The sequence below is a fragment of the Phenylobacterium sp. genome (assembly GCF_016124325.1).
In the GTDB taxonomy this organism is placed as follows: Bacteria; Pseudomonadota; Alphaproteobacteria; order Caulobacterales; family Caulobacteraceae; genus Phenylobacterium.
Genome location: NZ_WGNY01000022.1, coordinates 67,840 through 83,236, shown reverse-complemented (window position 1 = coordinate 83,236; position 15,397 = coordinate 67,840). Strand labels below are relative to the sequence as shown.

The following is a 15,397-nucleotide window of genomic DNA, read 5'->3' as shown; positions in this document are numbered from 1 at the left end:
GAGTCGGAACAATTGGGGAACAATGCACCCGCCATGACCCACCGACAGGCTCTCGAAGACGCCGCCGGCCAGGCCGACCTGTGGCGCGGCGCGCCCTCGGAGCCGCCGCGCCCGCACTACCTCGGTCACCGCGACCGGCTGCGCGAGCGGGCCGGCGCGGCGCCCGCCGCCCTGCCCGACTACGAGCTCCTGGAGCTGATCCTGTTCCGCGCCATCCGCCGCGGCGACGTGAAGCCCCTGGCCAAGCAGCTCCTGACCCGGTTCGGATCGCTGGGCGGCGTGCTGGGCGCTTCGCCCGAAGAGCTCCGCACCGTCGCCGGCGTGGGCGAAGCCGTCGCCCTCGACCTCAAGCTGGTGCACGAGGCGGCCCTGCGCAGCGCCCGCGAACAGGTGGCGCGGCGCGCCGTGATCTCGTCGTGGAGCGCCCTGCTCGCCTATGTGAAGACCGCCCTCGCCCACGAGACGCGCGAGCAGTTCCGCGTCCTGTTCCTCGACAAGCGCAACCAGCTCATCGCCGACGAGATCATGAACCGCGGCACCGTCGACCATGCGCCGGTCTATCCGCGCGAAGTGGCCCGCCGCGCGCTCGAGTTCGCCGCCAGCGCGGTGATCCTGGTCCACAACCACCCCTCGGGCGATCCGGCGCCGTCCTCCGCCGACGTGGACATGACCCGCCAGGTCGTCGAAGCCCTGCGCGCCCTCCGCATCGCCGTCCACGACCACCTCGTGGTGGGTCGCGACGGGACCGCCAGCTTCAAGGCGCTGGGACTGATCTAAGCGGCTAGGGCCGCCCCTCGCTCGGGGCGCCGATGTGCTCGGTCGGCGTCAGTTCGGGGATCAGGACCAGCAGGTCGTATCCGTCGAGGACGCGGCGCCAGTTGAAGTCCGCGCCGTCGAGGCGACGGTCGCGCAGCTTCCTGAGGTCGAACAGGTCCCATTGGCCGGGCGTCGCGGCGCCCCGCGCGTCGACCGCCGCCTGCAGCCAGCCGTAGTCGCGATCCTCCACCATCCTGAACGGCTCCATCCGGAGCGGCCGCTCATATCCGCCGAACAGCGCGTGGACGCCCGCCTCGCCCAGGATAAGGATGTGCAGCGACGGCCGTCCCTCCTCGTCCGCCCTCTCGGCCAGCCAGTTGCCGAGGTCGCGGTTGTTCAGCGGGTTGTAGCCCCGGTAGAGGTGCCAATCGCCCATCTTGAGGATCACCTTGCCCTGGGCGGGCAGGTTCTCGCGCAGGTTCGACTTCAGCAGCCGCGCGCGGTCCTGGTTCGAGGCGTTGCCGCCCATCAGGTAGATTTTCCGGCTCCGCTCCAGCTCGGAGAAGATCGCCCGCGCCTTGGGCGTCCCGCCACGCTCCAGGGCGGCCTCCATGCGCGCAAGATCCTCATCCGAGCCCAGGCCAAGGAGCAGCAGATGGCCCTGCGGATCGCCCGACTGGGCGGCCTCGGCCTCGCCCTGCGCCTCCACGCGCCGCAGCGCTTCCGCCTCCCGGCGCGCCTCCGGCGAAAGCGGCTCGGCCAGGATGCGGTCGAGCAGCAGGCCGCCCGCGCCCAGGAACTCCTGGTCGAGGCCGATCAGCCGAAGTCTGGGCTGAAGCGCCAGGCAGGCCGCCGTCATGTCGTTGTCGGCCCGGTTGTCCACGAAGGCCATCGCGGCCGGATAGCGGCGATTGAAGTCGGCGATGCGCCGCAGCCGGTCGGGCGCGGTCAGGTCGGGCGCGATCGCCGCCAGGGCCCGCGGCCCCACCTCCAGCGCCAGGCCCGACAGTTCCGGCGCCGTCTGGCGGCACAGGGCCTCCACGAAGGCGGGAATCTCGCGCGTCAGGTGGTCCTCGCCCACAGCGATCAGCCGCGCCTGGCGCACCGCCTCGGTCAGGGTGGCGGCGCCCGGGCCGGAGAAGCCGCCGTCGGCCAAACTCAGCGCCTGATGGACCGACCTAAGGCCTTCGGTGACCGTCGGCCGGGTTTGCGCCGCCGCGACGCCGGCTCCGGCCAGGCTGCTCACGATCGCCACGATGGCCGCCAGACGCTTCAGCTTCACAGGTCGCCCCCCCAAGACGCCGTTCGGCGCTCCGGCGATCTGATCGCGTCGCCCGGAGCGGTCAAGATCGGCGAAATACCGAAGCCGCTGCTTCACAATTTCCGCGCCGTCTGATAGTGAAGTCATGACTTCATCGATGAGGCCGCCATGTCCGACGTGATCCACGACTCCTTCGTCATCGCCCGCGCCTACCCTGCCCGGCCCGCCGCCGTGTTCCGCGCCTTCGCCGATCCGGCGCGAAAGCGGCGCTGGTACGTCGACGGCGGGCACGCCACGCCCGAGGCCTACGAACTCGATTTCCGCGAAGGCGGCCGCGAACGCGCCGAGACCCGCCTGGGCGACGACACGCCTTTCCCGGGCGTGGCCATGATCGCCGAGAGCGTCCACCTCGACATCCGGCCCGACCAGCGGATCGTCATGGCCCAGACCATGACCATCGGCGAGCGACGGATCTCTGCCGCCCTGATCACCTTCGAGATCCGCCCGGCCGACGCCGGCTCTGAACTCGTCATGACCCACCAGGCCGCCTTCTTCGAGGGCGCCGACGGGCCGGCGATGCGGCGGGGCGGCTGGGAAGCCCTGCTCGATGGGCTGGGGATGGCGCTGTCGCCGGACGCCGCATGAGCCCGCGCATCGAGATCGACCGCCTGTTCCAGGCCCTGGGCGATCCCACCCGCCGCGCCATCGTCGATCGCCTGAGCCTGGGGCCCAGCTCGGTGTCCGGCCTGGCCGCACCGCTGGAGATCACGGTCACCGCCGTGGCCCAGCACCTCCAGGTGCTGGAGGCCGCCCGCCTCGTGCGCACCGAGAAGGCGGGCCGGGTGCGCACCTGCCGCATCGCGCCCGAGGGCTTCGCCCGGCTCGAGCGCTGGATCGCCGACCATCGCGCCCAGTGGGAGCGCCGGCTGGACCGCCTGGGCGATGTCCTGGCCGAGGACGGCGACGACTGAGGCTCAGGCGACGCCGCGCGCCCGGCCGCCGACCGGGATCTTGGCGGCGAAAGCGGTCGCCAGGCCCGCGATCACGCCCGCCCCGGCCACCAGCGCGAGGACGCCCGGCGCGGGCGGCTCGAACTGGAAGAGGCGGGCCAGCCACGGCGTGTAGACAGCCGCCGCGAGCGTCGCGACCGCAAGGGCGACGATCACCGCGAAGGCTCCGCGCTCGCGCGTGTCCCAGGCCCCGTGGACCGTGGCCAGCACGCCGGCCATGGCGAGATTGGCGCTGACGAGGCAGACCAGGCTCGCCGCCCGCGCCTGCCCCTCCGACGCCACGCCGAGCAGCAGCAGGTAGGCGCCGAACACCACCGCCAGCAGCGCTACCCCCTGCGCCATCGCCACCGTCAGCCGCCTGGGGCCGAACAGCGGATCCTCCGCGCGGCGCGGCGGCCGCCGCATGGCTTCCGCCGCGGCGGGGCGGCCCTCGAACACCATGGCGCACATCGGGTCGATCACCAGCTCCAGCAGCACCACCTGCAACGGGAAGAGCACGGCGCTGACCCCGAACAGGGGCGGCAGCAGGGCCAGGCCCGCGATCGGTATGTGGGCGACCACCAGATAGGTCAGCGCCGTCTGCAGGTTGGCGTAGATGCGTCGACCTTCGGCCACGCCGCCCACGATTGAGGCGAAGCGGTCATCCAGCAGCACGAGGTCGGCGGCCTCGCGCGCCACGTCGGCGCCGCGCAGGCCCATGGCCACGCCGACGTGCGCCGCCTCCAGGGCCGGGGCGTCGTTCACCCCGTCGCCGAACATGCCCACGCGCTCGCCGTTGGCCTTCAGCGCGCCCACCAGCCGCAGCTTCTGGTCCGGCGTCATGCGGGCGAACACCCGGACCCGGGCGGCCGCCTCGCGCACCGCCGCCTCGTCCATCTCCGCCAGCGCCGCCCCGGTCAGCACCCCGCCCGAGACGTCCAGCCCCGCCTGCCGGGCGATGGCCAGCGCGGTCTGCGGATAGTCGCCGGTGATCATGGTCACGGCGATGCCGGCGGCGCGGGCGGCGGCCACCGCGGGGGGCACGTCGTCGCGCACCGGGTCCTCGAAGGCGGTCAGCCCCAGGAATTCGAAGGTCTCCTCGCCCGGCTCGCGGCCGTGGTCGGCGGCGCAGCGCGCCCGCGCCACCGCCAGCACCCGCAGGCCTTGTTCGGCGAGGTCCGACACGGCGCGCTCGACCGCCGCGCGTTCGGCCGCCTCGGCGCGGCACAGCGCCAGGATCGCTTCGGGGGCGCCCTTGGCGGCGACATCGAGGCCGCCGTCGCCGTCGGCCCAGGCCTGCACCACGGCCAGCCGGTCGGGGCGCAGCGGCGACGAACGAAGGGGCGCGCCCGGCGGGGTCAGGCCATCGCCCGCCGCCTCGTGCAGCGCCCGGTCCATCGGGTCGAGGTCGTGGACGGCCGAGGCCCTGACCGCCGTGGCCAGCAGGCCGGCCATGTCGCCGGCGACCGACCCGTCGGCTGGCCTCCAGGCCTTCCCGTCGCGCCAGAGCGCCGCAACGGCCATGTGATTGCGCGTGAGCGTGCCGGTCTTGTCCACGCACAGCACGCTGATGGCGCCCAGGGCCTCGATGGCCGCCGTGCGCCGCGCCAGCACCTGCGCCCGCGCCAGGCGACGGCCGCCGAGCGCGGTGTAGACCGCCAGCGCCATGGGAAATTCCTCGGGGATCAGCGCGATGCCGATGGTCAGGCCCGCCAGCGCCCCCGCCATCCAGTCGCCGCGCGCCAGCCCGTGGATCAGCACGACGCCGCATGCCAGCACGATGGCGGCGACGCCCAGGTCGCGAACCACCCGCCGCGTGGACCGCTGCAACGGCGTGGGCTCCTGCGACAGCGTCGCCAGGCTGACGCCGATCGCGCCGATCCGCGTGCCACGCCCGGTCTGGGTCACCTCGGCGACGCCCTGGCCGCGCACCACCAGGGTTCCGGCGAACACGCTGGAATCGCCGCTGCCGCCCGCCGCCTTCAGCACCGGCGCCGATTCGCCCGTCAACACGGACTCGTCGACGGTCAGGACGTCCCCGGCCAACAGCGTGGCGTCGGCCGGCGCGCGCAGCCCCTCGCCCACCAGCACCAGGTCGCCCGGCACGACCTCGGCCGCGGGGACGCGCCGCTCGACGCCCTCGCGGATCACCCGCGCCGTGGGCTCCGCCAGCGCCCGCAGCGCCGAAAGGGCCCGTTCACTGCGGGTCTCCTGCACGACCACCAGCCCCGTCGTGGCCAGGGCCGAGGCGAACAGGAACGCCGACTCCGCCAGGTCGCCCAGCAGCAGATAGACCCCCACTGCGGCGAACAGCAGCATGAACATCGGCTCGCGCAGGGCGTCGAGCACGATCCGCCATGTGGACCGCAACCGGGCTTCCGACAGCCGGTTGGGCCCATACTGGGCCAGCCGCCGGGCGGCCTCCGCCTCGGTCAGTCCGCGGGGCGTCTCAGGAGGCGTCTCGACATCCATGGCGCGAGGCTATCGCACCCGGCGCCGTCCGCCTTTGATTTAGCTCGGTCGCCTCAGCTTTCGACGGCGAACGTCAGGCCGGCGTGGCCCTGAAGCCGGTCCACCAGGGCGCCCTGCAGCGCCGCGCCGGGGGTCCAGATCCCGCCGGCCACGCCGGGGCTGCGCACCAGGCAGATTCCCGTCTCGGCCAGCATCTTCGACGTGGAGCCATAGCCCGGATCCTTGTCGCCCTTCACCGACACCCGCACCTGGCGGCCGTCGGCGGCGACGCCGATGAACAGCACGTCGTAGTAGCCGGCCTCCCGCTCCTCCTTGGTCGGCCCCTCGCCCGGCTTCGGCCCGCCGCCGGGCAGGCTGCCCAGGTCGGTGAAACCGGGGCCGCCCGCGCCCGGCGCGCCCATCACCATCTCGTCGTAGACGAAGTCCTTGCCGTAGGGGTGGCCCATCAGCAGGTTCGAGCGGTGGACGTTCTTGGTGTTGATAACCGCCATCATGAACGGCGCCACGGGGCCGACGTCGGGGTCCTCCTCGGGCTGGTTCCCGGCCGGCTGGGCCGGCCCCTCGAAGCCCGGGGTCAGGCCGAACGGGCTCATCATGATGGCCAGCAGCGACGGGTCCTTCTGGATCGCCGCCATGGTCGCCGCCCCGCTGGCCGCGGTGCCGCCCGAGAGGCCGCCCCGCATGTCGCGCACCCGGCCCTTCACCCGCGCGACGGGCCCGCCGAGCTTGGCCTTGGCCGCCTCCTCGCAGAAGTAGACGCCCAGCTCGAAGGGGATCGAATCGAACCCGCAGGAGAACAGGATCCGCGCGCCCGACGCCTTGGCCGCCGCCTCGTGCGCCTCGATCATCTTGCGCATCCAGTTCGGCTCGCCGCACAGGTCGAGATAGTCGGTCCCGGCGGCGGCGCAGGCGGCCACCAGCTCCGAGCCGTAGAGCTGGTACGGCCCCACGGTGGTGATGATCGCCTTGGCGCGGCCCACCATGGCCTTCAGCGAGGCCGGATCGGCGGCGTCGGCCACCACCAGCGGCGTGTCCTTGGGCGCGCCGATCTCGTCGCGCACCTGGGCCAGCTTGTCGGCCGAGCGGCCGGCCATGGCCCATCTCACCTCGCCGTCCACGCCGTAGGTCCTGGCCAGATGCTCGGCCACCAGCCGGCCCGTGTAGCCGCTGGCGCCATAGACGATGAGGTCGAACTCGGCGTTGGGGTTCATGGGGGTCCTCCTGCTTCGTCGCGACCTTACGAATTTACATCGTTATCGCAATAGCGCCCGATGACGCCGCGAGCATCGGGGCCTAGCGTCATTGGACGACGGACGACAAGGGGGAGGACTTCAGATGCGCAACTGGATCATCGGCGCGGCCCTGGCCGCCTGTGCGACGACCGCCGCCGCGGCGACACCGGACCAACAGGCCATCATCGATCGCGACGCCCACTGGAACGACGTGCTCGCCGCCCACGACGTGGACGGCGTCGTCGCCATCTACGCCGACGACGCCAGCCTGATGCCGCCCAACAGCCCGCGCGCCGAGGGGCCGGGAATCCGGGCCGTCTGGACCGCGCTTCTGGGCGCGCCCGGCATGAAGCTGGTGCTCAAGGCCGAGCAGGTCACCGTCGCCAAGTCGGGCGAGATCGCCATCGACCGCGGGACCTATGTGCTCGACATGGCCGGCGCCCCGCAGGATCACGGCAAGTACGTCGTGGTCTGGAAGAAGGTGGGCGGCGAGTGGAAAGCCTTCCACGACATCTTCAACAGCGACCTGCCGGCGGCTAAACCCGCCGAGTGACTCCGCAGCTCGGCATCATCGAGGGCTTCTTCGGTCGCCCGTACGACTGGGCCGAGCGCGCCGACATGGTCGCGGCCCTCGCCCCGGCCGGCTACGGCTTCTACCTCTACGCGCCGAAGGCGGACGGCTTCCTGCGCCGCCGCTGGCGCGACCCCTATCCCGACGCCGAGCTGGAGCGGCTGGGCGCCTTCGCCGCGCACTGCCGCGCCGCGGGCGTCCGCTTCGGCGTGGGCCTCAGCCCCTATGAACTGTTCCTCGGCTTCGACGGCCCGGCCAAGGACGCCCTCGCGGCCAAGCTCGACCAACTCCACGGCCTGGGCCTCGACGACCTGGGGATCTTCTTCGACGACATGAAGGGCGACCTGCCCGACCTCGCCGCCCGCCAGGTCGAGATCGTCGACTGGATCGCCGATCGGTCGGCGGCCGGACGTCTGATCGTCTGTCCCAGCTACTATACCGACGACCCCGTTCTCGATCGTGTCTTCGGCCAGCGCCCGCCGGGCTACCTGGAGTCCCTGGGCGAGCGCCTCGACCCCGCGATCGAACTCATGTGGACCGGCGAGGAGGTCTGCGCGCGCGCCTTCTCCCCCGGCCACCTCGCCCGCGTCGCCGGCCAGATGCGCCGCAAGCCGTTCCTGTGGGACAACTACCCCGTCAACGATGGCCCGCGCATGAGCCGCCACCTGCACCTGCGCGCCTTCACCGGCCGCCCGGCCGCGATCGGGGCCGAGATCGCCGCCCACGGGGTCAACACCGCCTCCCAGCCCGTCCTGTCACTGATCCCCTGCCTGACCCTGGCCGAGAGCTATGCGGCCGGCGACGCGTACGAATACGGCGCCGCCTTCCGCCGCGCCGCCGAGACGGTGCTGGGCGCCGACCTCGCCGGGGCCGTCGAGCGTGCGCTGCTGTCGTTGGAGGACGCCGGACTCGACGGACTGGAAGACGGGACCAAGACGCGTCTGCGCGCCCGCTTCGCCGCCTTCGATCATCCCGCCGCGCGCGAGATCGTGGCCTGGCTGGACGGCGTTTACGCCATTGGAGCCGACGAGCTGCAGACCCAGTGACCTCGCGCCGCGCTTTCCTCTTCCGCGCCGCCGCCGTGGGCGCCGCCGCCGGCGGCCTGTGGCTGGTGCGCGACCGCCTGCCGTGGCCGCCGCTGGAGGTGCGCTTCGCCAACGGCCGCGACACCCCCTGGCAGCAGCTCCCCGCCCGCGGCGGCCTGATCGAGATTCCCGTGACCGTGAACGGCGTCCCGCTGCGCGCCGCCGTCGATTCCGGCGCCCAGTTCTCGGCCATCGACCGCGACCTCGCCGATCGCCTGGGCCTGCCCCGCACCCTGGCCGCCCCGTTGATCGCCTACGGCGTCAGCGGTGGGCCCAGCCTCACGCACACCGTCCGCCTGGGCCTCGCCCTGCCGGGGCTGGAGATCCCGCGCCTTCGCGCCGCCGCCCTGCCGCTCTCCGACATCGCCTTCGCCACCGGCCGCGACTTCCAGATCCTGATCGGCCGAGACGTGCTGAGCCGCCTGGTGCTGGAGGCCGACTTCCCCCGCGGCCGCGCGCGCTTCCTAGCGTCGGGCGGCTTCCAGCCGGCGCTCGACGCCCATGTCGTTCCGCTGAGCCTGCGCGGCGGCGCGCCCACCGCGACGGTCCGCGTGGAGGCCGCCGCCCCCATCGAGGTGCTGGTGGACACCGGCGCCACCGGCGTCCTGGCCCTGTCCGAGGCCGCCGCGAAGGACGCGGGCCTGCTCGCGCCCGGCCGGCGCGTCACCCGCGCCCATTCCGTCAGTCTTGGCGGCCTCAGCGTCGACCGCATGGTCGTCGCCGGCTCGCTCCAAGTGGGTGGCGTGGCGCTGCGCGACGTGGCGGTGCAGGTCTATGCGCCTGCGGCCAACGCGCCGGCGCCTTCAGGCCTGCTCGGCACGGGCCTGCTCGGCCGCTTCCGCATGGCCCTCGACCTCGCGGGCCGCCGGCTCGTGCTCACGCCGCCGTCGCTGATGGTGACGCCCGCCCCCGCCTAGAGCTTCACGGCCCGCAGCCGCAGGGCGTTGCCGATCACGCTCACCGAAGACATCGCCATGGCCGCCGCCGCGATCTGCGGCGACAGCAGCAGGCCCAGCGCCGGATAGAGCACGCCGGCGGCGATCGGCACGCCGGCGGCGTTGTAGACGAAGGCGAAGAACAGGTTCTGGCGGATATTGCGCATCACCGCCCGCGACAGCCGCCGGGCCTTCACCAGCCCCTGCAGGTCGCCCGACAGCAGCGTCACGCCCGCGCTCTCGATGGCCACGTCGGCGCCCGCGCCCATGGCGATGCCGATATCGGCCGCGGCCAGCGCCGGGGCGTCGTTCACCCCGTCGCCCGCCATCGCCACCTTGCGGCCCTCGCCGCGCAGGCGCTCGACCACGGCGGCCTTGTCCTGCGGCAGCACCTCGGCCTCCACCTCGTCCAGGCCCAGCCGGCGGGCCACCGCCTCGGCCGTGGTGCGGTTGTCGCCGGTCATCATCACCAGCCGCACGCCGTCGTCGCGCAGCGCCCGCACCGCCTCCGCCGTCGTCGCTTTCACCGGGTCGGCGATGGCGAACACCGCCGAAGCCGTCCCGTCCACCGCCATGAAGATCGCGGTCGCGCCTTCGGTCCGCAGGCTCTCGGCCTCGTCGGCCAGCGCGGCGACGTCGACGCCCTCGTCCGCCAGGAACCGCTGCGAGCCCAGCGCCACGCGCCGGCCGTCCACCGTCCCCTTCACGCCGCGCCCGACGGGGGAGTCGAAGTCCTTCGGCTCGGCCAGCGTCAGCCCGCGCTCGTGCGCGGCGCGCACGATGGCGTCGGCCAGCGGATGCTCGCTGCCCCGCTCCAGGCTGGCCGCCAGCCTGAGCGCGTCGGCCTCGTCGAGGCCGCCGGCCGGACGCACGGCCGTCACCGCGGGGCGGCCCTCGGTCAGGGTGCCGGTCTTGTCGACCACCAGGGTGTCGATGGTCTCGAAGCGCTCCAGCGCCTCGGCGTTCTTGATCAGCACGCCCGCGTGCGCGCCGCGGCCCACGCCCACCATGACCGAGATCGGCGTCGCCAGGCCCAGGGCGCAGGGACACGCGATGATCAACACCGAGACCGCCGCCACCAGGGCGAACACCAGCCGGGGCTCGGGCCCGAACAGCGCCCAGCCGGCGAAGGCCAGGGCGGCCACGCCGATCACCGTGGGCACGAACCAGCCCGAGACCCGGTCGGCCAGCCGCTGGATCGGCGCGCGGCTGCGCTGGGCCTGGGCCACCATCTGCACGATCTGCGACAGCAGGGTCTCGGCGCCCACCTTCTCGGCGCGCATCACGAACGAGCCCGTGCGGTTGATCGCGCCGCCCACCACCTTGTCGCCCGCCTCGCGGGTCACCGGCATGGACTCCCCGGTGATCATGGACTCGTCGATCGAGGCGCGGCCCTCGGCCACCTCGCCGTCCACCGGGATCTTCTCTCCGGGCCGCACCCGCAGCCGGTCGCCGGCCCGCACCTGGTCGAGGCCGACCTCCTCGTCCGCGCCGTCGTCCCGCACCCGCCGCGCCGTCTTGGGCGCGAGGTCCATCAGCGCGCGGATCGCCCCCGAGGTCTGCTCGCGGGCGCGCAGTTCCAGCACCTGGCCCAGCAGCACCAGCACCGTGATGGTCGCCGAGGCCTCGAAATAGATCGGCACGCTGCCGTCCGCCCGGCGGAAGGCGGGCGGGAACGCCTGCGGGAGCAGGGTCGCCGCCAGGCTGTAGACCCAGGCCACGCCCACGCCCATGGCGATCAGGGTGAACATGTTGAGGTTGCGGCTCACCAGCGAGCGCGCGCCCCGCTCGAAGAACGGCCAGCCGGCCCACAGCACCACCGGGCTCGCCAGCACCAGCTGCACCCAGTTCGACGCCTGCGGCGAGATGAGGTGGTGCAGGTCCACGAGATGGCCGCCCATCTCCAGGGCCACGACCGGCGCCGCCAGCGCCAGCCCGACCCAGAACCGCCGGCTCATGTCGGCCAGCTCGGGGTTCGGCCCGGCGTCGGCCGTCACCAGCTCCGGCTCCAGCGCCATGCCGCAGATCGGGCAGCTTCCCGGCCCCACCTGCCGCACCTCCGGGTGCATGGGGCAGGTGTAGATGGTCCCCGGAGGCGCCTCGGGTTCGGCCGGCTTCTCGCCCGCCAGGTACTTCGCCGGATCGGCCATGAACTTCGTGCGGCAGCCGGCGCCGCAGAAGTGGAACGTCCGTCCCTCGTGCTCGGCGTGATGCGGCGTCTTCGCCGGGTCCACGGTCATGCCGCAGACGGGATCGAGCGCCCCTTCGGCCTTCGGAGCGTCGGGGTCGTGATGATGCCGGTGATGGTGGTGTGCGTGATCGGTCATGGCGCCCGACACATATACCCCCATGGGGCATGTTGCAATTACCCCGGCAGGGTATAAAAGACGCCTGCCAAGGAGGCCTCATGAACCACGAGACCAAACCCCGCCTGGTGAACCGCCTGAGCCGCATCGAAGGGCAGGTGCGCGGCATCTCGCGCATGGTCGAGGACGACCGCTACTGCATCGACGTGATCACCCAGATCCAGGCCGTCCGCGCCGCCCTCGCCAAGGTCGAGACCGAGATCCTCCGCGACCACCTCGGCCACTGCATCGAGGGCGCGATCGTCAGCGGCGACAAGGACGAGCAGCGCACCAAGGCCGCCGAGCTGATCCAGCTCCTGGAGCGGACCGCCCGATGACGCCCTCAGGCCGCCCGCCGGCGCGCCCGCAGGCCCTTGAGGTCGCGCGCCAGGCGGATCCACAGCAGCACCAGGCCCGCCACGGTCATGATCAGCGCGACCAGCGCCGCGCCCACGATCAGCGGGTGGTTGAAGTCGTCGCCGGTGCGGAAATCCAGGATGTGGATGCGCCAGAAGGCGTCGTAGAGCCGCCAGACGTTGGACCGCCGGCTCACCACCTCGCCGGTATCGGGCGAGAGGTAGAAGCTGGTGCGCTCGGCGTCGTCGAAGTCCACGCGCCACAGCGGCCCAGGGCGGCTGGCCTCCTGCGGGGCCTCGTCGAACCAGCGCACCGCCACGGGTCGGCCGCGCCCCTCGTACTGCGTCCCCGCCAGCAGGCGCACCTCGGACTCGGGCAGCGGCGCGACGTGGCCGCCGGTCCGCGCGTCGACCACATGGGTCGCCCCTTCGGCGTCCTTCAGCATCCAGAGCGGGCCGCGCAGGGTCGACTTCAGCGTGGCCTCCACGGGCGTCACGCCCATCGCCGCCGCGGCGGCGCGGTAGTCGATCACCCCCTCGCCGGGCAGCGCCGCCGGCTGGAACCGCGCGATGTGGTTCTCGCTGCGCACCCGCTCGATCGGAATGGCGGTCATCACCACCCCGCCCAGGACCCAGCCCAGCACCTGCAGGCCCACGACCAGCCCCAGCCACTTGTGAATCTGCGTCGCCCAGCGAAGCATCCGCCCTCCCCGGCCCTTCTCGACTCCAGGACCTTCCACAATGCGCCCTAGCGCAAATGCACTCGACCGTCGCCATCTCCTGCGCGCCGCCGCGGCGCTCGGCGGCGGCGGGGCCCTCTCGGCCCTCCTGCCTGCCTGGGCCCGCGCCCAGGCCCCCGGCGCGACCGCGCCCGCCGCCCTCTCCGGCGACGAAATCGCGCTCGCCATCGGCCACGCGCCGCTCAGCGTCGACGGCCGCGCCGGCCACGCTGTGGCGATCAACGGCTCGGTTCCCGGCCCCCTGATCCGCCTGAAGGAGGGCCGCAAGGTCCGGATCGCCGTCACCAACCACCTGGACGAGGACACCTCGATCCACTGGCACGGCGTGCTGGTGCCCTTCCAGATGGACGGCGTGCCCGGCCTCAGCTTCCCGGGGATCAAGCCCGGCGAGACCTTCGTCTACGAGTTCACCCCCACCCACGCCGGAACCTACTGGTTCCACAGCCACTCGGGCCTGCAGGAGCTGGTGGGCCACTACGCGCCGCTCATCATCGACCCGGCCGGCGACGATCCGGTCGCCTGCGACCGCGAGCACGTGGTCGTGCTGTCGGACTACAGCTTCATGCATCCCCACAAGCTGATCGAGAAGCTCAAGCAGCAGTCCGGCTATTTCAACCGACAGAAGCAGACCGTCGCGGGCCTGCTGGCCGGCCAGGACCAGCCGCTGGCCGAGCGGATGGAATGGGCCCGCATGCGCATGGACCCCACCGACATCCTCGACGTCGGCGGCGCGACCTATAGCTACCTCGCCAACGGCCACGGCCCCGCCGACAACTGGACCGGCCTGTTCCGCCCCGGCGAGCGCGTGCGCCTGCGGTTCGTCAACGCCGGCGCCATGACGATCTTCAATGTCCGCATCCCGGGCCTGCCGATGACGGTCGTCCAGGCCGACGGCCAGGACGTCCAGCCCATCGAGGTCGACGAGTTCCAGATCGCCAACGCCGAGACCTTCGACGTCGTCGTCACCCCGCGCGACGACCGCGCCTACAGCCTGATCGCCGAGGCCGCCGACGGTTCGGGCCGCGCCCGCGCCACCCTGGCTCCGCGCCCCGGCATGTCGGCCGAGGTCCCGCCGCTACGCCCCCGGCCCGTCCTGACCATGCGCGACATGGGCATGGACATGAGCGGGCACGGCGACATGCAGATGGACATGTCGATGCTCAACCCGGCCAATGCGCCGCAGGTGAAGCTGGGCCCCGGCGTGCAGATGATCGCCCCCATGCCCGTCGACCGCACCGGCGAGCGTGGCACGGGCCTCGCCGAGGCGCCCGGTCGGGTGCTGGTCTACACCGATCTCGTGGCGCTACGGCCCAACCCCGATCCACGGCCGCCGTCGCGATCCCTCGAGGTCCACCTGACCGGCAACATGGAGCGGTTCATGTGGTCGTTCGACGGGGTGAAATACAGCGACCGCGCCGAGCCGATCCCCTTCCGCCTGAACGAGCGGGTGCGCGTCACGCTCGTCAACGACACCATGATGAACCACCCGATCCACCTGCACGGCCACTTCTTCGAGCTGGTCAACGGCCACGACGGCCGCCTGCCGCGCAAGCACACGGTCAACGTCATGCCGGGCGGCCGCGCCACCTTCGACCTCACCGCCGATGCGCCCGGCGACTGGGCCTTCCACTGCCACATGCTGCTGCACATGCACGCCGGCATGTTCCGCGTGGTGACCGTCCGTCCCCTGCCCGGCGAGGCCGCATGAGAACGCTCGCCGCCCTGGCCGCCGCCGCGTTCGCGACGTCCGCCGCCGCCCAGACCGCCGATGCGCCACCCGACCCGCACGCGGGCCACCATATGCCGCCCGCCCAGAGCGCGCCGCCTCCCGAGACGCCGGCGATGGACCCGCACGCCCATCACCACATGGCCCCGGTCGCGCCCGCCGCGACCGACACGTCCCCGCCGCCGGTCCCGACCGATCACGCCGCCGACGCCATCTTCCCGGCCGCCGACATGGCCGCCGCGCGCGAGACCCTGCGCCGCGAGCACGGCGACATCTCCTGGTCGCGGGTGATGATCGAGACCGCCGAATACCGGCCCTCGGGCGACGGCTACCGCTGGCGCGGCCGCGCGTCCTTCGGCGGCGACATCGACCGCTTCCAGCTCAAGACCGAGGGCGAAGGCGAACGCGGCGATCTGGAGAAGGCCGAGATCCAGGCGCTCTACAGCCACGCGATCGGCCCGAACTTCGAGGTCGTCGCCGGCGTCCGCCAGGACTTCCAGCCGCGCCCCCGCCGCACCTACGCCGCGCTCGGGATCGAAGGCGTCGCGCCCTACTGGTTCGACGTCGAGGCGACGGCCTTCCTGTCCGACAAGGGCGACCTGCTGGCGCGCCTGGAGGGTTCGTACGACCTGCGCCTGACGCAACGGCTGATCCTGGAGCCGCGCGCCGAGGCCAACCTGGCGGCCCAGGACGTTCCGGCGACCGGCGTGGGCTCGGGCCTGTCCGATCTCGAACTGGGCCTGCGGCTGCGCTACGCGATCCAGCCCGAGTTCGCGCCCTATGTCGGGATCAACTGGGAGCGCAGCTTCGGCGACACCGCCGACTTCGCCCGCGCCGCCGGGCGCGGCGTCGAGCAGACCCGCTTCGTGGTGGGGCTCAGGGCCTGGTTCTAGGGCCTCCCCCCCAACACCGCTCGTCCCGAGCGCCAC

At 72.8% G+C, this 15,397-nt stretch carries 14 protein-coding genes; 9 read left to right on the top strand and 5 right to left on the bottom strand.

The features are described from left to right. Positions 1-33: 33 nt before the first annotated feature. Positions 34-777, top strand: a complete 744-nt coding sequence (gene radC, locus GC203_RS13815) for a DNA repair protein RadC (RefSeq protein ID WP_293455427.1) — start codon at positions 34-36, stop codon at positions 775-777. A gap of 4 nt (positions 778-781) precedes the next feature. Here radC and GC203_RS13810 read toward each other — a convergent pair whose 3' ends face one another. Continuing rightward, a complete protein-coding gene (locus GC203_RS13810; protein WP_293455424.1) occupies positions 782-2,038 on the bottom strand; it encodes a hypothetical protein in 1,257 nt (418 codons plus the stop codon). A 147-nt stretch (positions 2,039-2,185) separates the two neighbouring features. On the opposite strand from GC203_RS13810, the gene GC203_RS13805 reads away from it, so the two are divergent. Together GC203_RS13805 and GC203_RS13800 are read left to right on the top strand one after the other, a co-directional pair. Continuing rightward, the gene (locus GC203_RS13805; protein ID WP_293455422.1) at positions 2,186-2,662 is read left to right on the top strand and encodes an SRPBCC domain-containing protein; all 477 of its coding nucleotides are present in this window, start codon (positions 2,186-2,188) and stop codon (positions 2,660-2,662) included. After that, the gene (locus tag GC203_RS13800) at positions 2,659-2,988 is read left to right on the top strand and encodes a metalloregulator ArsR/SmtB family transcription factor (protein WP_293455419.1); all 330 of its coding nucleotides are present in this window, start codon (positions 2,659-2,661) and stop codon (positions 2,986-2,988) included. The genes GC203_RS13805 and GC203_RS13800 overlap by 4 nt, the downstream gene beginning before the upstream one ends. A gap of 3 nt (positions 2,989-2,991) precedes the next feature. Here the strand turns inward: GC203_RS13800 and GC203_RS13795 are convergent, their stop codons facing one another. Continuing rightward, positions 2,992-5,478 (bottom strand): cation-translocating P-type ATPase, encoded by a 2,487-nt coding sequence (locus GC203_RS13795; protein ID WP_293455417.1) that lies wholly within the window; start codon positions 5,476-5,478, stop codon positions 2,992-2,994. 53 nt (positions 5,479-5,531) lie between these two features. Next, positions 5,532-6,689 (bottom strand): saccharopine dehydrogenase NADP-binding domain-containing protein, encoded by a 1,158-nt coding sequence (locus tag GC203_RS13790; protein ID WP_293455415.1) that lies wholly within the window; start codon positions 6,687-6,689, stop codon positions 5,532-5,534. 124 nt (positions 6,690-6,813) lie between these two features. Between GC203_RS13790 and GC203_RS13785 the strand changes: the two genes are divergently transcribed. From GC203_RS13785 to GC203_RS13775, 3 genes are read left to right on the top strand one after another with little or no spacing between them, the layout of a single operon-like run. Next, complete coding sequence (locus tag GC203_RS13785; RefSeq protein WP_293455413.1) at positions 6,814-7,263, top strand: DUF4440 domain-containing protein; 450 nt, start codon at positions 6,814-6,816, stop codon at positions 7,261-7,263. Continuing rightward, positions 7,260-8,327 carry a beta-N-acetylglucosaminidase domain-containing protein gene (locus GC203_RS13780; protein WP_293455411.1) on the top strand — a complete coding sequence of 356 codons (1,068 nt, stop codon included), beginning with the start codon at positions 7,260-7,262 and terminating at the stop codon, positions 8,325-8,327. The genes GC203_RS13785 and GC203_RS13780 overlap by 4 nt, the downstream gene beginning before the upstream one ends. After that, a complete protein-coding gene (locus GC203_RS13775; RefSeq protein ID WP_293455409.1) occupies positions 8,324-9,283 on the top strand; it encodes a pepsin/retropepsin-like aspartic protease family protein in 960 nt (319 codons plus the stop codon). The genes GC203_RS13780 and GC203_RS13775 overlap by 4 nt, the downstream gene beginning before the upstream one ends. Here GC203_RS13775 and GC203_RS13770 read toward each other — a convergent pair. Then, on the bottom strand, positions 9,280-11,628 hold the full coding sequence (locus GC203_RS13770) for a heavy metal translocating P-type ATPase (RefSeq protein ID WP_293455407.1): 2,349 nt from the start codon (positions 11,626-11,628) through the stop codon (positions 9,280-9,282). The genes GC203_RS13775 and GC203_RS13770 overlap by 4 nt on opposite strands. A gap of 80 nt (positions 11,629-11,708) precedes the next feature. On the opposite strand from GC203_RS13770, the gene GC203_RS13765 reads away from it, so the two are divergent. Next, positions 11,709-11,984, top strand: coding sequence for a metal-sensitive transcriptional regulator (locus GC203_RS13765; protein WP_293455405.1), 276 nt, complete (start codon positions 11,709-11,711; stop codon positions 11,982-11,984). 5 nt (positions 11,985-11,989) lie between these two features. On the opposite strand, the gene GC203_RS13760 is transcribed toward GC203_RS13765, so the two are convergent. Beyond that, entirely contained in the window at positions 11,990-12,703 is a 714-nt protein-coding gene (locus GC203_RS13760) for a PepSY domain-containing protein (RefSeq protein WP_293455403.1), read from the bottom strand. A gap of 40 nt (positions 12,704-12,743) precedes the next feature. Here GC203_RS13760 and GC203_RS13755 point away from each other — a divergent pair, with 40 nt between their 5' ends. Beyond that, entirely contained in the window at positions 12,744-14,450 is a 1,707-nt protein-coding gene (locus tag GC203_RS13755) for a copper resistance system multicopper oxidase (protein WP_293455401.1), read from the top strand. Continuing rightward, positions 14,447-15,361 (top strand): copper resistance protein B, encoded by a 915-nt coding sequence (locus GC203_RS13750; protein WP_293455398.1) that lies wholly within the window; start codon positions 14,447-14,449, stop codon positions 15,359-15,361. The genes GC203_RS13755 and GC203_RS13750 overlap by 4 nt, the downstream gene beginning before the upstream one ends. The last annotated feature ends 36 nt before the right edge of the window (positions 15,362-15,397 follow it).